Source organism: Streptomyces sp. 3330 (assembly GCF_031456635.1).
Taxonomy (GTDB): Bacteria; Actinomycetota; Actinomycetes; order Streptomycetales; family Streptomycetaceae; genus Streptomyces.
In genome coordinates, this window is sequence record NZ_JAVDVA010000018.1 from 161,116 (window position 1) to 178,973 (window position 17,858).

Here is a 17,858-nt window from a genome sequence, read left to right on the forward strand (position 1 = left end):
CCGACGTCCGACCCGCGGACCGGGTCAGACATCGGATGTCTCAGCGTCATTATGGGGGCAGATCAGAGCAGTGCCTCCAGGTCTGCGATCACCGCCCGCTCGTCGAGCGTGGTCAGCCGGCGATCGCGCATCAGCACCCGCCCGTCGACGACCGTGTCCCGCACGTCCGACGAGTGCGCCGCGTACGCCAGCGTCGACCACGGGTCGTGGCGCGGCCGCAGATGCGGCGCGTCCAGGTCGACGACGATCAGGTCGGCCCGCTTGCCCGCCTCCAGCGAGCCGAGCTGCTCACCGAGCCCGAGCGCCCGCGCGCCCTCGATCGTCGCCATCCGTACGGCCTGCCGGGCGCCGACCGCCGTCGGATCGCCCGCCGCCTTGTGCACCAGCGCCGCCTGCCGTACGGCCCCGAGCACGTCCAGCGAGTTGGAGCTGACCGCGCCGTCCGTGCCCAGCCCGACCCTCACGCCCGCGCTCAGCAGCCGGGGCACGGGCGCGATGCCGCAGCCCAGCTTCAGGTTGGACACCGGGCAGTGGGCGACCGCCGTGCCGGTGCGGGCCAGTGCCGCGATCTCGAGCCCGGTGAGGTCGACCGCGTGCGCGAGCAGCACATCGGGGCCGAGCAGCCCGAGGGAGTCCAGCAGCTCCACCGGCCGCTTGCCGTGCTGCACCTCGACGGTGGCGACCTCGGTGGCGTTCTCGGCCGCGTGGATGTGCACCAGCGCCCCGAACTCCCGTGCCAGCGCGAAGACTTCGGTGAGCTGCCCGGGGGAGAGGGTGTACGCCGAGTGCGCGAAGACGACCGGCCGGTGGCCGGGCCGGGCGGGCCCGCGCGCCGCGAGGTCGCGCCGCGCCCACCCGAGCCGCTCCTCGTACGCGATGCCGTCCGGCGGCCCGGGCACGTCCATGAAGGTCGGCCCGGTGTGCAGCCGCCAGCCCGCCTCACGGGCCGCCCGCTCGGCCGCCTCGTGGAACCAGTACATGTCCAGCGCCGAGGTCACTCCGGCCCGCAGGCTCTCGGCGACCGCCAGCCGCACCGCCGCCGCCACGTTCTCCGGCGCCAGCAGCTCCGCCTCCCACTTCAGCACCCGCTCCAGGAAGCCCTGGAGGGTGACGTCGTCGGCGCGGCCGCGCAGCAGCGTCATCGCGAGGTGGGTGTGCGCGTTGATCAGCCCGGGGAGGACGAGACAGCCGGCGGCGTCGATCTCCTCGGCGGCGGTGTAGCGCTCGCGCAGCTCGTGGGCCGGTCCCACGGCGAGGACGCCGCCCTCGTGGACCGCGACCGCTCCGTCCGGGACGACCGTCGCGGCGTCGTCCATCGTCAGGACGTCACCGCCGTGCACCAGCAGGTCGATGCTCACGCCCGCGCACCTTCCGCCCCGGCGAGCAGCCGCAGCGCTTCGAGGGACACGACCGCGCCCCGCTCGACGCCGGCCGCGACGACCTCCCGGTGCGGGTCGTAGCCGCCGGTCGCCTGCTCGTCGACGAGTTCGTCGGCGTTCGCCCCGTCGATCACCAGCACACCGCCCGCGACCAGGCCGCGCAGCGAGGCCGTGACCAGCAGCGCGGACAGCTCCATCTCGATGGCGGCGAGTCCGGCGCCGGCGTAGGAGAAGAGCGGGAGCGGGCCCGGCTGGAAGGCGGCCCGGGTCCACACCAGGCCCCGGTGGTGCGGGGCGCCGGCCCCGCGGGCGGCGCGCTGGAGGGCGAGGACCGCCTCGGGCGCCGACACCGCCGGGTATTCCGGGGGCAGCAGCTGATGGGTGACGCCGTCGTCGCGCACGGCGGCCTCCGCGATCACCAGGTCGCCGTCCCCGATGCCCGCCTTCATCGCGCCCGCCGTGCCGAACCGCAGGAAGGTGCGCACGCCGGCGTCCGCCAGCTCCTGGAACAGCAGGATCGCGCCGGGCGCGCCCACGCCGTGCGAGGCGACGACCACCGGCACGCCCTTCCAGCTGCCGCTGAAGACCCGGTACTCGCGGTGGTACGAGACCTCCTCGGCGCCGTCGAGGAGCGCGGCGACGGCCGCGGCGCGGGCCGGGTCGCCGACGACCACGGCGTGCGCCGGGAGACCGGTGCGCGGGATGCGGGTGACGGGCAGCAGGTCCTGCGTCATTGGACGGCTCCGGTGGTACGGGGGCGGCGACGGCGGCGGGCCGTCGTGAGGAACAGGGCGCCGAGGGTGACGACGTACGGCGCGGCGTCCGTCGCCTGCTGCGGCAGGCCGAGACCCTGGAGGCGGAACCCGGCCGCTTCGGCGAGCCCGAACAGCAGCGCGGCGAGCAGGACGCCCAGGGGCGCGGCGCGGCCCAGCATGACGGCCACGACAGCGATCCAACCACGGCCCGCCGTCATGTTCTCCGTGAACAACGTGACGTTGCCGAGGGCGAGCTGCGCGCCCGCGAGTCCGCACAGCACTCCCGACAGCAGGATCGCGCCGTACTGGTACTTCGCCGGGCTCACCCCGAGGGTGGCCGCCGCGTCCGGCGCCTCGCCGACCCCGCGCAGCCGGAGCCCCCACACATGCCGCGAGAGCAGCAGGGCGGCGACCGCGACCGCCGCCCACGACAGGTACGCGAGCGGGGTGAAGCCGCCGATCAGCGGCAGCCCGGCGAGGGAGGGATCGTCGAAGGTGCCCTGCACGCCGAAGACCGTGCGCAGCAGGAAGCTGGTCAGGCCGACGGCCAGCAGGTTCATGGCGATGCCGAGGACCACCGCGTCACCGCGCAGGGTGACCGCGCCCACGGCCAGGATCAGCGAGTACGCGGCCGCCGCGAGGGCCGCCGCCAGGACGCCGAGCCAGGGGCTGCCGGTGAACCAGCTGGTCGCCACGGAGGTGAAGCAGCCCATCAGCATCATGCCCTCGAGGCCGATGTTGAAGACCCCGGCGCGCTCGCACAGGGCGCCGCCGAGGGCGGCCAGCAGGATCGGGGTCAGCGCGCGCAGCGCCGACATGAGGAGATCGGAGTCGAGGAACATCACACCGCCTCGCTTTCCCGGCTGCGGCGGCCGAACCAGCGGCCGGGGAAGCGCAGCCGGGCGGCGAGGAACACGATCACGATGGCCTGGAGCACCTGGGTCAGTTCGCGGGGCACCTCGGTGGTGCGCTCCATCGCCAGACCGCCGACCTGGAGGACGGCGAAGAAGAACGCGGCGACCACCGTGCCCAGCGGAGCGGCGGCGGCGAGCAGGGCCGCCGTGAGTCCGGTCCAGGTGTAGCCGGGGGCGGTGAGCGAGCCGTCCACGAAGCGGTAGGGGAAGCTCAGCACCCCGATGGCGCCCACGAGTCCGGCGAGGCCCCCGGAGAGCGCCATCAACCGCAGGGTCAGACCCCGGCGTTCGACGCCCGCGTACGCGGAGAAGCGGGGGTTGAGGCCCGTCATGCGGATCTCGTAGCCGACGGCGGTGCGCCGGTCGGCGAACCAGTACGCGGCGGCGGCGATCGCGACGAGGACGAGCCCGAGGGTGACCGTGGAGTCGCCGAACGCGGGCAGCGCCACGCCGTCCGGCAGCGCACGGGTCTGGGGCAGGCTGGAGCCCGGCTCCTTGAGCGGATAGCGCGCCAGGTAGGAGGCGAGCGACACCGCCGGGTAGCTGAGCAGCAGACTGCTGACCAGCAGCGGGACCCCGAGATGGTTCTCGCACAGCGCGGCGAGCACGGCGTACCCGGCGCCCGCGGCCAGGCCGGCCAGCAGGGCCAGGGCCACGGTGAGCGGGGCGGGCAGCGGCGCGTAGAGACCCGTCACCGCGGCCGTGATCCCGCCGAGGACCATCTGCCCGTCGCCGCCGAGGTTGATCAGCCCGGCGCGCAGCGGGATCGCGAGCGCGAGCGCCAGACCGAGCACGCTGGTGCCGGTGGTCAGGGTCGAACCGATGCCGTCGGCGCCGAGCGCGCCGGTCACGACGGCCCGGTACGCGGTGACCGGGTCCGCGCCGGTGCCGAGCAGGAACAGCGCGCCGATGACCAGGCCCGCGAGGACGGAGAAGGTGAGGGGAGAGCGCAGGGCTCCGGATATGCGTGTCATGTCAGTGGGTTCACGGGGTTCGTTTCGGTGGCCTGCACCGGGGCGCCCGCCATGGCGAGGCCCAGCGTCCGTTCGTCCGCCTCCCCCTTGGTGTACGAGGCGGCGACCCGGCCCTCGTACATGACGAGCACCCGGTCCGCGAGGCCGCGGATCTCGCTCAGTTCGGCCGAGACGAGGAGGACGGCGTGACCGGCGTCGCGGTAGGCGATCAGCTGGTCGTGGATGTTCTGGATGGCGCCGATGTCGACTCCGCGGGTCGGCTGCTCGACCAGCAACAGCGGTGCCTCATGGGCGAGTTCGCGGCCGATGAGCAGCTTCTGCAGGTTGCCGCCGGACAGCGCGGAGGCGGGCGTCCCGGTGGTCGCCGCCTTGATGCCGAAGCGCTCGACGAGGTGCCGGGCGTGGGCGCGGACGGCCGCGGGCGGCAGCAGGCCCCGGGTGGACAGGGTGGTGCGGTGGTGGCCCATCGCCAGGTTGTCCGCGACGGAGGCGGCGGGGGCCGTGCCGACCGCGTGCCGGTCCTCGGGGACGTAGGCGAGCCCCTTCGCGCGCCGCTCGGTGGCGGAGGCGTGCGTGATGTCCTCGCCCTGGAGCGTGACCTGTCCGGCGGCGACCGGGCGCAGCCCGGCCAGCGCCTCGACCAGCTCGCTCTGGCCGTTCCCGGCGACGCCCGCGATACCGACGATCTCACCGGCGCATACGGTCAGGTCCACATCGTGGACGGAATCCGTGCGGAACCCGGTGACCCGCAGCACCGCCGCGCCGGGCGTCCCCGGCGCGTGGACGCGGTCCAGCTCCACCGCGCGGCCGGTCATCGCGGCGGCGATCTCGCCGGCCGTCGTGTCGGAGGTGACCAGCCGGGCGGCGACCCGGCCGTCCCGCAGGACCGTCACCCGGTCACTGCCCTCCAGCACCTCGCGCAGCTTGTGGGTCACGAGGACGACCGCGCGGCCCTGCGCGGTGAGCGACTTGAGGACGCCGAACAGGGCGTCCGCCTCGGCCGGCGTGAGCACGGCGGTCGGCTCGTCGAGGATGAGCGTACGGGCGCCCCGGTGCAGCAGCTTGAGGATCTCCACGCGCTGGCGCAGCCCGACCGGCAGGTCGCCCACCCGGGCGTCCGGGTCCACGGCCAGCCCGTGCTCCTCGGCCAGTTCACGCACCCGGCTGCGGGCCGCGGCCCGGTCCACCAGGCCGAAGCGGCGCGGTTCGGCCGCGTAGACGACGTTCTCGGCGACCGTCAGCGAGTCGAACAGTTTGAAGCTCTGGTGGACCATGCCGAGCCCCGCCGCCATGGCGTCGGAGGGGCTCGTGAAGCGCACCTCCCGCCCGTCGATCCGGATCGACCCGGCGTCGGCGCGCTCCATGCCGTAGAGGACCGACATCAGCGTGGACTTGCCCGCGCCGTTCTCGCCCATCAGGGCGTGGATCTCACCGTGACGGACGGTCAGGTCGACGGCGTCGTTGGCGAGCGTGCCGGGGAACCGCTTGGTGATCCCCCGGAGCTCGACGGCGACGCCGGTCCCGGCGCCGCCCCCGGGTTCAGCCGGCGGCCGGGTCATCGACCTTCAGCTCTCCCGCGACGATCTGGTCGCGCAGCGCCTCGACCTTCGTCAGGACGTCCTTGTGGTCGGCGATCACGCACTTCGAGGTGTCCACGCCGTCCTCCAGGCCGGTCAGACTGATGCCGCCTTCCTTGAGGCCGTACGAGACGGTGGTGCCGGTCGCGCCGCCGAGGACCGACTCGACGCCCTTCTCCACGGCGATGTCCGTGCGCTTGATCACGTTGTCGACGACCGTGCCGGGCGCCGAGGCGCACTGGTTGACGTCGACGCCGTACGCGAACGCGCCCTTGGCCTTCGCCGCCTCGAAGACGCCGTAGTTGCCCGCCGCCGCGGCCGCCATGATCTGGTCGTAGCCCTTGGCGAGCAGGGTGTTCGCCTGCTCCTTGGCGCGGGCCGAGTCGTCGAAGGGGGACTGGCCGCCGACGAAGCGGGTCGACGTCTCCGTCTTGGCGGCGACCTTCTCGGCGCCGGCCGCGAACGGGTCGCTGTAGCGGCGGAACTGGGGGGTGTCGAGCACGTCGACCGCGCCGACCTTGCCGGACTTGCTGAGCAGGCCCGCCTCGGCGCCGGCGAGGTAGACGCCCTCGTGCTCACGGAAGACCGCGCAGCTGACGTTCTTGAAGGTTTTGGTGGTGCACGCGTCGATGATCAGGAACTGCTGGCCCGGGTTCTTCTCGGCCTGCTGGGCGACGAGGTCGGCGAACTCGAAGCCGACGAGGACGATGACGTCCGGCTTCGCGTCCACCGCGGCCTGCACGTTCTGCTGCTGGGAGGCGGTGTCGGTGGACTCGTAGACCTTCTGGGTCCCGTCGTGCTTCTCGGCCGCGCTCTTGATGCCGGTCACCGCGAGCTTGAGGAACTCGTTCTGGCCGACGGCGTCGGGGGTGACGAGGGTGAAGGACGTGCCGCTGCCGCCGCTCGCGCTCGCGGCCGGGTCGTCCTTCTGCGCGGCGGCGTTGCAGGCGGTGGCGAGGAGCACGGTGCCGGTCGCGAGGGCGGCGAGCTGCACGGAGCGGCGGTGTCTGCGGGGCATCGGGGAACCTTCCGGGTGTGCCGAGAGGCGCATCACGATGCTGAGGTGCGCGCACGGCGGGGTGAGGTGAGCGACGGTGCTCGGTGCGGCAGAGGCCGCGAGGGAGGGCCGAGGGACGGACTCAGCCGCGACAGCCGTCGCCGGCGCAGCGGCCGAAGTCGAGGAAGCGGCGCCTGGTGAGCAGCGGCATGCGTTCCCCCTTCGTCTCGTTCTGCGGGATGCTGGTATCGCCCTGCGGATGCAGGTGCTGGACTCTAACACTCGTTTCCGGACATCCGCCGAGGTGTCTCGAACTCTGGTTCGCTCACCGCCACTCGGCGGTTCTTCCAGGTCATGTACGGTGTCGAACACCATTGGAACACCAGGAGCGTCCCGTTATGTCCCAGGAACTGCGCGCCGTCGAGTGGACCGGAACCGGCCTCGCGCTGATCGATCAGACCGCTCTCCCGCAACGCACCGTGACCGCCGATGTCCACGATGTGGACACTCTGGTCGACGCCATCCAGCGGCTGGTCGTGCGCGGCGCCCCCGCGATCGGCGCGGCGGGCGCGTACGGCGTGGCGATCGCGCTGCTCCAGGGCGTGCGCGAGGGCTGGACGGAGAGCGAGACGCGCGCGGCCGTCGCCCGCGTCCGCGAGGCCCGCCCGACCGCCGTGAACCTCATGGTGTGCGTGGACCGGGTCATGACCCGCTTCGACGAGGGTCTCGACGCGGTCCTGGCGGAGGCGGCCGCGGTGCAGCGCGAGGACGTCGAGGCGAACCGGGCGATGGGCGCCTTCGGCGCGGACTGGCTGCTGAAGCGGGTCGGCGGAGACCGCCCGCTGCGGATCCTGACGCACTGCAACACCGGCGCGCTGGCCACCGCCGGCTGGGGCACCGCCCTCGGCGTCATCCGCGAACTGCACGCGCGCGGACGCCTCGAGGTCGTCTACGCCGACGAGACCCGCCCGTTGCTCCAGGGCTCCCGCCTGACCGCCTGGGAGCTGGTCCAGGAGGGCATACCGCACTTCGTCCAGGCCGACGGGGCCGCCGCGGGCACCATCCTGCGCGGCGAGGTCGACGCGGCGATCGTGGGCGCCGACCGCATCGCGGCCAACGGCGACACCGCCAACAAGGTCGGCACCGTGGGGGTCGCCCTCGCCTGCGCCGACGCGGGCATCCCGTTCCTGGTGGCGGCGCCGACCACCACGGTCGATCTCTCGACGCCCGACGGCGGGGCCGTGCACATCGAACTCCGCGGCGAGGACGAGGTGCTGGAGTGGGCCGGGATCCGGACGGCGCCCGCCGAGTCGCGCGGCCACAACCCCGCGTTCGACGTCACGCCGGGCCGGCTGGTGACGGGCCTGGTGACCGAGCGGGGCGTGCTGGAGGTCTCCGCCGGGGAGTTGCCCGGGGACCGGCTGCGCTGAGCGGACCGGCGGCGCCGGGCACGCCGAAGGCCACGGTCGGCTGACCGCGGCCCTGCGCGTGCCGCGCGTCCTGCGCGGTCAGCGCCGCGTCAGCTCCAGCTCCAGGAGCCACTCCACGACCTCGGTGTGGTGACGGGCCTGGCGCGGGGTGTCGCCCCACACGTACAGGCCGTGCCCGGCCACGACCACCGCCGGCATCCGGGGTTCGCGGGCGGCCTCCAGCCGGTCGCCGAGGACCTTCATGTCCTGGCTGTTGGCGATGACCGGCAGCGTCACCTCGATGTCGTGCGCGGGCTGGCCGACGCCCTTGAGCATCTCCAGGTCCTTGAAGACGATCCCGCCGGGGTGCCGGTGGCCGAGCGCCACGGAGGCCACGGTGTGCACGTGCACGACCGCGCCCGCGCCGGTCAGCGCGGCCACGCGCGCGTGCAGCTCGGCCTCGGCGGACGGCTTGCCCCCGCGCACGGCGGCGCCGTCCCCGTCGACCAGCACCACGTCCGCGGGCGTCAGTTCGCCCTTGTCGTGGCCGCTCGCGGTGACAGCGAGCCGCAGCGGGTCGCGGGAGAGCACCACCGACAGGTTGCCGGAGGTGCCGCGCATCCAGCCGAAGGAGGCGAACCGGGCGGACTCCGCGGCGAGGACCGCCCCCGCCTCCTCCAGGTCGAGTGCGGTGAGGTCGGCGGTCATGAGGTGCTCCCGGAGTTGCTGACGGTGATCTCGCCGAACGTCCCCGCCTGCGCGTGGTCGCCGACGCCCTGCTGGAAATACGGCTCTCCCGGCCGCCGGATCCCGACCGCGTGCCAGCCGGCCTCGCGGGCCGCGTCCAGCTCCCCCGGCCGGTCGGAGAGGAAGAGCAGCCGGTCGGCCGGCACCCCGGTCTCCCCGGCGATACGGCGGTACGACTCCGGCTCCTGCTTGGGGCCGGCGTTCTCGGTGTCGTACAGACCGGAGACGAGGGCGGTGAGGTCGCCCGCGGGGCTGTTGGCGAACCACGCCCGCTGGGCGGACACCGACCCCGACGAGTAGACGTAGAGCCGCAGCCCCGCCGCGTGCCAGGCGCGCAGCCGCGGCACGACGTCGTCGTAGAAGTGCGAGACGAGGTCGCCGCGGGCGAAGCCCTCGGACCAGATGACGCCCTGGAGGCTCTTGAGCGGGGTCGCCTTGCGGTCCTCGTCGAGCCAGGAGTTCAGCGTCTTCTCGATGGCGGCCGCGTCGGCGCCGGGCTCGCCCGTCAGCTCCCGCACCTGCGCGATCGCCCGTGCCACCGCGGGCTCCCCGGCCCGCTCGGTGAGCAGCTCGGCGAAGCGGGCGCGCGAGTACGGGTACAGCACGTCCACCACGAAGCCCGTGGCGCTCGTGGTGCCCTCGATGTCGAGCACCACGGCGTCCACGTCGTACGCCGGGCCCGGCACGCTCACGCGGCGGCCCGGTCGGCCTCGTAGCCGGCCGCGATCGTGTCGTAGTCCGGGAAGCGGCCGGCGATGGTGGAGCCGGTGAAGCTGCCGATCCAGCCGTCCTCCTCGTGGAAGAAGCGGATCGCCGTGAACGACGGCTTCGTGCCCATGTCGAACCAGTGGGTGGTGCCGCGCGGCACGCCCAGCAGGTCGCCCTTCTCGCAGAAGACCGCGTGCACCTCGCCGTTCACGTGCAGGTAGAAGATGCCCGAGCCGGAGACGAAGAAGCGGACCTCGTCATCGTCGTCGTGGGTGTGCTCCTGGAGGAACTTCTCGCGGGCCGCCTTCGCCTTCGCCGGGAACTCCGGGTCGTCGCCGGGGTGCAGACCGAGGACGTCGACGGTGGTGAAGCCCTCCTCCGCGTTCAGCTTCTCGATCTCCGGGCCGTACGCCGCGAACACCGTCTCGCTCTCGGCGTCGAACGGCACGTCCGCGCGGACCGGCCACTGTTCGTAGCGCACGCCCAGCGGCGCGAGGGCCGCGGCGATCTCGACGGGGTCGGAGGTGCGGCGGACCAGGGTCTCCGGGCCGGACTCGGACCAGGTCGTCAGCAGCGTCATGGAAGCAACTCCAGGATTCTGGAAGGGATGTCCGGATACCGAGACGGATCGGACGGGGCGGAGAAGGGGGAGAGGCGGCGGCGGGGGCGGTCGCTCAGCCGCGACACGGCGCGCCGGGACAGCGCCGCATACAGGGCATGCGCAGCGCGTTCGCGCGATGTCTCGCCATCGGGGCCTCACTGTGCCGGGTGGGATGCCGGTTCCGTGATGGTAACTCCCGGCAGCACGTCCCCTGCCTGTGACGTAATCGTTGTCTCGAATATCGAGATACGGAGTCCATGCCTTTGACGGGTGGCTGGAAACGTTCTCATGATCTGCGTATGAAGACGCTGCTGCTCGTGCGGCGGCTGTACGTGGACTTGCTCCGGTCGACCACGGCCAGCTGTCGCTGACCCCTCCCGGAGCTCCGACGCGCCCCCGTTCCCGGGGCGCTCCCCGCCGCGTGCGGTGGCCTGTTCCCGTCCTTCGCTCCGGGCTCACGCATCCCTGCTTCACCTCTCCCGCGCCCCACCCCTCTGCGTCACCCCGCACCTGGAGCCCCTCATGTCCCGTGCCCGTCTGCCGCTCGCCGCGCTCTCGCTGGCCTCCGTCTGCGCCCTGGTCCTCTCCGGCTGCGCGCAGTCCACGGACGCCTCGAAGAACACCGGCGACTCCGCCGCCCCGGCCTCCGCCGCCACCGGCGAGAAGCCCGCCCCCTTCAGCGCGGGCGCGGTCAAGGTGGCCCTGGTCCGGCAGAGCGGCGCCGGCGACTACTTCGAGCAGTGGGGCAACGGCGCGAAGGCCCAGGCCAAGGCGCTCGGCATCGACCTGACCGTGTACGACGCCCAGGCGGACAACGCCAAGCAGGCCACCGACCTGTCCTCGGCGATCAACTCCGGGGCGAAGGCGATCATCATCGACCACGGCTTCCCGGCGACCATCCAGCCGGAGATCGACAAGGCGGTGAAGAAGGGCGTCAAGGTCGTCGTCTACGACGTCGAGACCGCCACCGAGGGTGTCGTCTCCACCAAGCAGGACGACGCGAGCATGGCCCGGGCGGTGCTCGACGTGATGGCCGAGGAGGTCGGCGAGAACGCCGAGGTCGGCTACGTCAACGTCGCCGGCTACGCCGCCCTCGACAAGCGCGACTCCGTCTGGAGGTCCACGGTCACCGCCCAGGCCTGGAAGCAGCAGTTCAAGGTCGGCAAGGTCACCGACTCCACGGCCACCGACAACGTTCCCCTCGTCTCCGCCGCGCTCACCCAGCACTCCGACGTGGCCGGCGTCTTCGCGCCCTACGACGAGCTCGCCAAGGGCGCCGTGCTCGCCGTGCAGAACAAGAAGCTCCAGGACAAGGTGAAGGTCTTCGGCGCGGACGTCTCCAACGCCGACATCCAGCAGATGACCGCCGCCGGCAGCCCCTGGGTCGCCACCGCGGGCACCGACCCGTCCGCCGTCGGCGCGGCCGTCGTCCGCACCACGGCGCTGGAGCTGGCCGGTCAGCTGAACAAGACCTCCGTCGAGTTCCCGGCCGTCGCCATCACGCAGGACTTCCTGCGCGAGAAGAAGATCGCGAACATGGACCAGCTGCGGGAGGCCCTGCCCGCGCTGAACCTGTCGCAGGTCTCCACCGCCGACTGGATCTCGAATGTCGCCCACTGAGTCCGGCTCGCAGGCCGTCCCGGCGGTCGGCCTCACCGACGTCAGCATGGCCTTCGGCGGCAGGACGGTCCTCGCCTCCGTGACGCTGGACATCGCAGCGGGCAGCGTGGTCGCGCTGCTCGGCGCGAACGGCGCCGGCAAGTCCACGCTGATCAAGATCCTCTCGGGCGTCCACACCGGCCACGGGGGAGAGGTGCGCGTCGACGGCACGCCGGTCGCCCTGGCCTCGCCGCTGGCCGCCCGTCAGCTCGGCATCCAGACGGTCCACCAGCGCATCGGCGAGGGCATCGTGCCCGGCCTCACGGTCGCCGAGAACCTGGTCTTCGAGGAGCTCGCGCAACAACGCGGCAACCCGTTCCTGAGCGGCCGCCGCACGCTCGCCAGAGCCCGCGAGATCCAGGCCGGCCTCGGCCTGGACTGGAGCGACCCGGTGCTCAAGCAGGACGTCGGCGAACTCGGCATCTCGGACCGGCAGTTGCTGATCCTGGCCCGCGCGCTGGCGACCCGCCCCCGGCTGCTCGTCCTCGACGAACCGACCTCCGCGCTCTCCGCGGCCGAGGCGCAGCGGCTGTTCGCGCTCGTCGAGCGGCTGCGCGCGGACGGCATCGCCGTGCTCTACGTGTCCCACCGGCTCGGCGAGATCGACGCGCTCGCCGACCGGCTGGTCGTCCTGCGCGACGGTCTGCTCACCGAGGACCAGGCCCGGCCCTTCGACTGGGACGCGGCCCTGCGCGCGATGCTGGCCCAGCCTCAGGAGGTCACCACCGCCCGGCCCGTCAGGGAAGGGGCCGAGGGGGAGGTCGCCCTGTCGCTGCGCGGCGTCCGCCTCTTCGAGGGCCGCTCCCCGCTCGACCTCGACCTGCGCGCCGGTGAGGTCACCGGCGTCGTGGGCCTGCTGGGCGCGGGCAAGACCGAGCTGGCCCGCGGCCTGTTCGGCGCGGAGCTCTTCACCACCGGATCCGTCGAACTGGACGGCACGGCCTACGCGCCCCGCCGCCCCTCCGACGCCATCCGCGCCGGCGTCCACCTCGTCCCCGAGGACCGGCACGCCGACGCCCTGGTGCCCGGCTGGTCGGTCGCGCGGAACATCTCGCTGCCGTTCCTCACGTCCTTCTCCCGGGCCGGTCTCGTGAACCGGCCGAAGGAGGACGCCCTGGGCCGCGCGACGATCGACGCCCTCGGTGTCGTCGCCCGCGACGAACACAGCACCGTCGAGGAACTGTCCGGCGGCAACCAGCAGAAGGTCGTCGTCGGCCGCTGGCTCGCCCGCACCCCGCGTGTCCTCATCCTGGACGAACCGTTCCGAGGCGTGGACATCGGCGCCCGGCGCGACATCGGCCGCCGGGCCCGTGCCCTCGCCGCCGAGGGCGCGGCCGTCCTCGTCCTGTCCGCCGACGTCGACGAGGTCCTGGAGGTGGCCGACCGGGTCGTCGTCCTCGCGGCCGGTGAGGTCCACCTCGACGCCTACGGCGAAGACGCGGAACGCGACCGCGTGATCCAGACCATCTCGGCGTCCGTCTGACGCCGGCCCGCCCCCACGAAGGCCCAGGAATCACCCCATGACCACCACCCAGAGCACCGAGGTCCCCGCCCAGGCGGCGATCCGGCCGGCGACCGGCACCCCGGTCCGCGTCCAGAACGCCGTGATCAAGTACGGCTTCGTCTTCGTGACGGTCGCCCTGTTCCTGTACTTCGCGCTGAGCGAGGGCTCCTTCCGCGAGTCGGCCACCCTGCTCGACACCCTGCGGTACGTCTCCGTCGCCGCCATCCTCGGTCTCGGTGTCACGCTCACCATGGCCGTCGGCGGAATGGACATGTCCGTCGGGGCCGTCGCCGGACTGGGCGTCTCCGTCGCCGCCCAGACGATGGTCGTCTTCAACCAGGTCGGCACGGTCGCGATCCTCGCGGTGCTGGTGGCGGGCGCTCTCGCCGGTCTCCTCAACGCCCTGCTGATCGTCGTGCTGAAGATCCCCGACATGCTCGCCACGCTCGGCACCATGTTCGTCATCCAGGGCAGCAAACTGATCCTCGTCGACGGGCAGTCGATCACCCCGGGCATGACGATGTCCGACGGATCGACCGCGCCCGGCAGGTTCACCGACGGCTTCCTGAAGATCGACCGCGGCACCGTCCTCGGCATCCCGATCTCCGTGCTGATCTTCGGCGGTCTGACGATCGCCGCCTGGGTCTTCCTCGCCCGCACCCGCTGGGGCCGCGTCCTCTACGCCATCGGAGCCAACCCCGAGGCCGCCCGGCTGGCCGGCATCCGGGTCGGCGCCTACCGCGCCCTGGCCTACGTCATCTCCGGCGTCCTCGCCTCGGTGGGCGGCCTCATCCTGGCGTCCAGGATCGGCCAGGGCGACGTGTCGGCCGGCACCTCCCAGCTGCTGGAGGCGGTGGCGGTGGCGCTCGTCGGAACCTCCGTGCTGGGCCGCGGCCGGCCGAACGTCTGGGGCACCGCCCTCGGCGCGGTGCTCATCGGCATCATCACCACCGGCCTCACCATCAAGGGCCTGCCGTACTACACGCAGGACGTCGTCGAGGGCGCGGTGCTGATCCTCGCCCTGGTCTTCAGCTTCACCCTGTCCAAGCGCCGCACCGCATAAGGGAGTTCACGACCATGGGGTACCGCATCCTGGAGCCCGACGACATCCCCGCCTACCTGGTCGAGCGGGGCCACTGGCAGGACCTCGCGGACATCCGGGTCCGGGAGGTGTCGGACGGCAACATGAACCGGGTGTTCCTGGCCTCCTCCGCCGACGGCGCCCGCAGTCTCGCCGTCAAGCAGGCCCTGCCCTGGGTCCGTGTCGCCGGGCCCTCCTGGCCGATGAACCCCGACCGCGCCGACGCCGAGGCCCGCGCCTACGCGCAGGTCGCGCGGGTGGCCCCGGACAAGATCCCGGCGGTGCACGGCTACGACCCCGAGAACCACGCCCTCGTCATGGAGGACATGTCCGACCTCGAGGTGCTGCGCACGCTGCTCAACGACGGCGCGGCCTACGGCCCGCACACCTCGGCGAGGATCGGTGAGTTCGTCGCCCAGTTCTCCTTCGCCACGAGCGACTTCGGCATGCCGTCCGCCGAACGCAAGGCGCTGATCGCGGCCTCCGTCAGCCCGGAGCTGTGCAAGATCACCGAGGACGTCGTGCTGTCCGAGCCGTACGTCGAGCACGCACACAACCACTGGCACCCCGGCCTCGACGACCTGGCCACGGCCTTCCGCGCCGACACCCGGCTGCGCACCGAGGTCGCCGACCTCCGCCACACCTTCATGACCTGCGCCCAGGCGCTCCTCCACGGCGACCTGCACACCGGCAGCGTGATGGTCGGCAGGCGTGAAGGCGCGCCCGTGGTACGGGTGTTCGACCCCGAGTTCTCCTTCGTCGGCCCCATCGGCTACGACCTCGGCCTCTACTGGGCGAACGTGCTGGTCTCCGAGGAACGGGCACGCGCCCTGGGCACGCTGTCCGACCACGCCGACCAGGTCCGCCTCTCCTGGGAGGCGTTCGAGGCCGAGTTCCGCCGGCTGTGGCCGACCCGTGTCGACGCCTTCTTCGACGACGCCTACCTCGACCGCTTCCTGCGCCGCCTCCGGACCGACGCCGTCGGCTACGCGGGCACGGAGATCGTCCGCCGCATCATCGGCTTCGCCCACCTGACCGACCTGACGACCCTCCCGGACCCGGTGCCCGCCTCCCGGCGCGCCCTGCTGCTGGGGCGCGAACTGATCGTGCGGCGCGAGGAGATGACGGACGTCGACGCGGTACGGGCGCTCGTGGAGTCGCTCGGCTGACCGGCCTCGGGCGGCCTCAGGCGGCGTCGAACCACTCCTTGCCGGCCGCCCAGTGCGCCACCCAGCCCGCGAAGCCGGGCGCGCAGGTCGTGTGGCCGGACTCCGCGTCGAACGGCATGGCGCCCACGTCGGTCACCCGCCATATCCGGCCTCGCCGGGGGCCGGTGACGACGAGATGCCAGTTCATGGCGCACCCGTCGGTCCCCAGCACGACGGAGCCGTGGCGGAACACCTGGTCGATGACGGCCTCGGGGTCCTCCCACGGCCCCTCGTCCTCCTCCCACAGCCATGCCGCCGTGAGCGGGAACGGCGCGGCCAGGTCGCGCTCCGCGCCGTCGTCGGGCCAGTCCGAGGGCAACGCGGCCGGCTCCAGGAGTCCGTACGCCGGCGGGCCCTGGGACGACCCGCCGGACACCTCGGCCACGAACGTGCGGTACGGCTCCGGCAGCACCACCCCGTGCTCCGCCTCGAAGGCGCGCACCGCCTCCCAGCCGAGCGCGGACTGCCCGCCGTCGGCCACGGCGAAGGCCGCGCGCAGGGCCGCAGCCTCGGCGGGGTCCGCCTGTTCGGTGTTCACGCCCCCATGAAAACATCCGCCGCCGACAGCCGGACCGCGCGGTCCGCGGGCAGGCGAAAGGGGCGGCTCCATAGGGGTGGAGCCGCCCCTTCCCGGTTCCGGCCCCGGTACGGAGGGGCCGTCCCTGACGCCGGCCCCGGTCAGGGGAGCGGGCCGGCGGAGGGTCTTCGCCCGGCGGGCCGGACCTACTTCTTGTCGAGCAGGTCCTGCACCTTGCCGCGGACGTCGTCCGTGGCGAGACCGCGGATCGTCAGCGTCGTACGACGGCGCAGCACGTCGTCCGCCGTCTCCGCCCACTCGTTGTCCCGGGCGTAGACGACCTGGGCCCAGATCTCGGGGGCTTCCGGGTGGACGCGCTCGCCCAGCTCGGGGTTGTCGTTGGCCAGCCGCGCGATGTCGAAGGCCAGCGAGCCGTAGTGGGTGGCGAGGTGCCGCGCGGTGTCGGCCGCCATGCGCGGACCCGGCGCCGGGTTGTCGACCAGCAGCCGGTGGGCCACCGCGCGCGGGTTGGCGACGCCGGGCAGCGGCAGCTTCTTCGGCAGCGAGGAGATCGGCTCGAAGTCGTCGCCCAGCGGGTGGCCGGGCAGCGCCTCCAGCTTCTGCATGACCGTACGGCCGATGTGCCGGAAGGTCGTCCACTTGCCGCCGGCGACGGACAGCATGCCGCCCCGGCCCTCGGTCACCACCGTCTCGCGCTTGGCCTTGGCCGTGTCGCCGGGACCGCCCGGCAGCACGCGCAGACCCGCGAAGGCGTAGGTGATCAGATCCCGGTCCAGCTGCTGGTCGCGGATGGAGAACGCGGCCTCGTCGAGTATCTGGGCGGTGTCCTTCTCGGTGACCGCCACGTCCGCCGGGTCGCCCTCGAACTCCTCGTCGGTGGTGCCGAGCAGCAGCATGTCCTCCCAGGGGAGGGCGAAGGTGATGCGGTACTTGTCGATGGGGGTCGCGAGCGCGGCCTTCCAGGGCGCGGTGCGCTTCAGCACCAGGTGGGCGCCCTTCGACAGGCGGATGGACGGAGCCGCGTTCGGGTCCTCCATCCTGCGCAGGTGGTCGACCCACGGGCCGGTCGCGTTGAGCACCAGCCGGGCGCTCACGCCGAACTCGTCACCGGAGAGCCGGTCGCGCAGCTCGGCGCCGGTGACCCGGCCCCGGGTGAAGCGCAGCCCGGAGACCTCGGCGTGGTTCAGGACGACGGCGCCCGCCTCGACGGCCGCGCGGACCGTCATCAGCGCCATGCGCGCGTCGTTCATCTGGTCGTCGCCGTACACGGCCACGGCCTTGAGGTTGTCCGTGCGCAGCTCGGGCACGTCCTGCGCGGCCTTGGCCGGGGACAGGAGGTGACCGACGCCGTCGCCGAACGCCGACAGCGCGGAGTAGGCGAAGACGCCCGCCCCGAGCTTCGCCGCGCCGTGCGGCCCGCCCTTGTACACGGGGAGGTAGAACGTGAGCGGGTTCGCCAGGTGGGGAGCCACCTGACGGGAGACCGCACGGCGCTCGAAGTGGTTCTCCGCCACCAGCTTCACCGCGCCGGTCTGCAGGTAGCGCAGACCGCCGTGGAGGAGCTTGGAGGAGGCGGAGGAGGTGGCGCCGGCGAAGTCGCCGGCGTCGACCAGAGCCACCCTGAGCCCGGACTGCGCGGCGTGCCAGGCGGTCGAGATGCCCAGGATGCCGCCGCCGATGACGAGAAGGTCGAACGACGCCTTGGAGAGCTGCTCCCGGGTCTCGGCGCGGCTCGGGTTCGAGCCGGACGCCGGGTGCGTCCCCAGGGCAGGCACGGACTGCAGGGTGGTCTGACTGGTCATGTGGG

16 protein-coding genes are annotated in these 17,858 nt (G+C 73.0%); 5 read left to right on the forward strand and 11 right to left on the reverse strand.

Annotation, left to right across the window (positions count from 1 at the left end; translation table 11 throughout):
* Nucleotides 1–62: 62 nt before the first annotated feature.
* From J2X68_RS27690 to J2X68_RS27715, 6 genes are read right to left on the reverse strand one after another with little or no spacing between them, the layout of a single operon-like run.
* A complete protein-coding gene (locus J2X68_RS27690) occupies nucleotides 63–1,358 on the reverse strand; it encodes an amidohydrolase (RefSeq protein WP_310435290.1) in 1,296 nt (431 codons plus the stop codon).
* The gene (locus J2X68_RS27695) at nucleotides 1,355–2,113 is read right to left on the reverse strand and encodes a nucleoside phosphorylase (protein ID WP_310435291.1); all 759 of its coding nucleotides are present in this window, start codon (nucleotides 2,111–2,113) and stop codon (nucleotides 1,355–1,357) included. The genes J2X68_RS27690 and J2X68_RS27695 overlap by 4 nt, the downstream gene beginning before the upstream one ends.
* Nucleotides 2,110–2,976 (reverse strand): ABC transporter permease, encoded by an 867-nt coding sequence (locus tag J2X68_RS27700; RefSeq protein ID WP_082412605.1) that lies wholly within the window; start codon nucleotides 2,974–2,976, stop codon nucleotides 2,110–2,112. Before J2X68_RS27700 ends, J2X68_RS27695 begins: the two co-directional genes overlap by 4 nt.
* Nucleotides 2,976–4,022, reverse strand: a complete 1,047-nt coding sequence (locus J2X68_RS27705) for an ABC transporter permease subunit (protein ID WP_310435292.1) — start codon at nucleotides 4,020–4,022, stop codon at nucleotides 2,976–2,978. The genes J2X68_RS27700 and J2X68_RS27705 overlap by 1 nt, the downstream gene beginning before the upstream one ends.
* Nucleotides 4,019–5,581, reverse strand: coding sequence for an ABC transporter ATP-binding protein (locus J2X68_RS27710; protein ID WP_310435293.1), 1,563 nt, complete (start codon nucleotides 5,579–5,581; stop codon nucleotides 4,019–4,021). The genes J2X68_RS27705 and J2X68_RS27710 overlap by 4 nt, the downstream gene beginning before the upstream one ends.
* Complete coding sequence (locus tag J2X68_RS27715; RefSeq protein ID WP_310435294.1) at nucleotides 5,562–6,617, reverse strand: BMP family ABC transporter substrate-binding protein; 1,056 nt, start codon at nucleotides 6,615–6,617, stop codon at nucleotides 5,562–5,564. The genes J2X68_RS27710 and J2X68_RS27715 overlap by 20 nt, the downstream gene beginning before the upstream one ends.
* A 377-nt stretch (nucleotides 6,618–6,994) precedes the next feature.
* Between J2X68_RS27715 and mtnA the strand changes: the two genes are divergently transcribed.
* Nucleotides 6,995–8,026, forward strand: coding sequence for an S-methyl-5-thioribose-1-phosphate isomerase (gene mtnA / locus J2X68_RS27720; protein ID WP_310435295.1), 1,032 nt, complete (start codon nucleotides 6,995–6,997; stop codon nucleotides 8,024–8,026).
* 78 nt (nucleotides 8,027–8,104) lie between these two features.
* Here the strand turns inward: mtnA and mtnB are convergent, their stop codons facing one another.
* The 3 genes from mtnB to J2X68_RS27735 are packed head-to-tail and all read right to left on the reverse strand — an operon-like array spanning nucleotide 8,105 to nucleotide 10,040.
* Nucleotides 8,105–8,713, reverse strand: a complete 609-nt coding sequence (gene mtnB, locus J2X68_RS27725) for a methylthioribulose 1-phosphate dehydratase (RefSeq protein ID WP_310435296.1) — start codon at nucleotides 8,711–8,713, stop codon at nucleotides 8,105–8,107.
* The gene (mtnC, locus tag J2X68_RS27730) at nucleotides 8,710–9,444 is read right to left on the reverse strand and encodes an acireductone synthase (protein WP_310435297.1); all 735 of its coding nucleotides are present in this window, start codon (nucleotides 9,442–9,444) and stop codon (nucleotides 8,710–8,712) included. The genes mtnB and mtnC overlap by 4 nt, the downstream gene beginning before the upstream one ends.
* Nucleotides 9,441–10,040: a cupin domain-containing protein gene (locus tag J2X68_RS27735; RefSeq protein ID WP_310435298.1), complete on the reverse strand. Its 600-nt coding sequence runs from the start codon at nucleotides 10,038–10,040 to the stop codon at nucleotides 9,441–9,443. The genes mtnC and J2X68_RS27735 overlap by 4 nt, the downstream gene beginning before the upstream one ends.
* Before the next feature lie 543 nt (nucleotides 10,041–10,583).
* Here J2X68_RS27735 and J2X68_RS27740 point away from each other — a divergent pair.
* Genes J2X68_RS27740 through mtnK form a run of 4 tightly spaced genes read left to right on the forward strand, consistent with a single transcriptional unit; the run spans nucleotide 10,584 to nucleotide 15,474 of the window.
* A complete protein-coding gene (locus J2X68_RS27740; RefSeq protein ID WP_310435299.1) occupies nucleotides 10,584–11,681 on the forward strand; it encodes a substrate-binding domain-containing protein in 1,098 nt (365 codons plus the stop codon).
* Nucleotides 11,668–13,203, forward strand: a complete 1,536-nt coding sequence (locus tag J2X68_RS27745) for a sugar ABC transporter ATP-binding protein (protein WP_310435300.1) — start codon at nucleotides 11,668–11,670, stop codon at nucleotides 13,201–13,203. The genes J2X68_RS27740 and J2X68_RS27745 overlap by 14 nt, the downstream gene beginning before the upstream one ends.
* A 37-nt stretch (nucleotides 13,204–13,240) precedes the next feature.
* Entirely contained in the window at nucleotides 13,241–14,287 is a 1,047-nt protein-coding gene (locus J2X68_RS27750; RefSeq protein WP_310435301.1) for an ABC transporter permease, read from the forward strand.
* A 14-nt stretch (nucleotides 14,288–14,301) separates the two neighbouring features.
* Nucleotides 14,302–15,474, forward strand: coding sequence for an S-methyl-5-thioribose kinase (mtnK, locus tag J2X68_RS27755; protein WP_310435302.1), 1,173 nt, complete (start codon nucleotides 14,302–14,304; stop codon nucleotides 15,472–15,474).
* A 16-nt stretch (nucleotides 15,475–15,490) separates the two neighbouring features.
* Here mtnK and J2X68_RS27760 read toward each other — a convergent pair whose 3' ends face one another.
* Both J2X68_RS27760 and J2X68_RS27765 read right to left on the reverse strand, forming a co-directional pair.
* Nucleotides 15,491–16,051, reverse strand: coding sequence for an SMI1/KNR4 family protein (locus tag J2X68_RS27760; RefSeq protein ID WP_310435303.1), 561 nt, complete (start codon nucleotides 16,049–16,051; stop codon nucleotides 15,491–15,493).
* Between the two features lie 185 nt (nucleotides 16,052–16,236).
* Nucleotides 16,237–17,853, reverse strand: a complete 1,617-nt coding sequence (locus J2X68_RS27765; RefSeq protein WP_310435304.1) for a glycerol-3-phosphate dehydrogenase/oxidase — start codon at nucleotides 17,851–17,853, stop codon at nucleotides 16,237–16,239.
* Nucleotides 17,854–17,858: the final 5 nt, after the last annotated feature.

What these genes read in the sequence shown, in the direction of transcription:
- mtnA (WP_310435295.1), top strand. Translation starts at nt 6,995, where the DNA reads ATGTCCCAGGAACTGCGCGCCGTCGAGTGGACCGGAACCGGCCTCGCG.
- J2X68_RS27705 (WP_310435292.1), bottom strand. Translation starts at nt 4,022, where the DNA reads ATGACACGCATATCCGGAGCCCTGCGCTCTCCCCTCACCTTCTCCGTC.
- J2X68_RS27695 (WP_310435291.1), bottom strand. Translation starts at nt 2,113, where the DNA reads ATGACGCAGGACCTGCTGCCCGTCACCCGCATCCCGCGCACCGGTCTC.
- mtnB (WP_310435296.1), bottom strand. Translation starts at nt 8,713, where the DNA reads ATGACCGCCGACCTCACCGCACTCGACCTGGAGGAGGCGGGGGCGGTC.
- J2X68_RS27740 (WP_310435299.1), top strand. Translation starts at nt 10,584, where the DNA reads ATGTCCCGTGCCCGTCTGCCGCTCGCCGCGCTCTCGCTGGCCTCCGTC.
- J2X68_RS27700 (WP_082412605.1), bottom strand. Translation starts at nt 2,976, where the DNA reads ATGTTCCTCGACTCCGATCTCCTCATGTCGGCGCTGCGCGCGCTGACC.
- J2X68_RS27745 (WP_310435300.1), top strand. Translation starts at nt 11,668, where the DNA reads ATGTCGCCCACTGAGTCCGGCTCGCAGGCCGTCCCGGCGGTCGGCCTC.
- J2X68_RS27750 (WP_310435301.1), top strand. Translation starts at nt 13,241, where the DNA reads ATGACCACCACCCAGAGCACCGAGGTCCCCGCCCAGGCGGCGATCCGG.
- J2X68_RS27765 (WP_310435304.1), bottom strand. Translation starts at nt 17,853, where the DNA reads ATGACCAGTCAGACCACCCTGCAGTCCGTGCCTGCCCTGGGGACGCAC.
- mtnK (WP_310435302.1), top strand. Translation starts at nt 14,302, where the DNA reads ATGGGGTACCGCATCCTGGAGCCCGACGACATCCCCGCCTACCTGGTC.
- J2X68_RS27710 (WP_310435293.1), bottom strand. Translation starts at nt 5,581, where the DNA reads ATGACCCGGCCGCCGGCTGAACCCGGGGGCGGCGCCGGGACCGGCGTC.
- J2X68_RS27715 (WP_310435294.1), bottom strand. Translation starts at nt 6,617, where the DNA reads ATGCCCCGCAGACACCGCCGCTCCGTGCAGCTCGCCGCCCTCGCGACC.
- J2X68_RS27735 (WP_310435298.1), bottom strand. Translation starts at nt 10,040, where the DNA reads ATGACGCTGCTGACGACCTGGTCCGAGTCCGGCCCGGAGACCCTGGTC.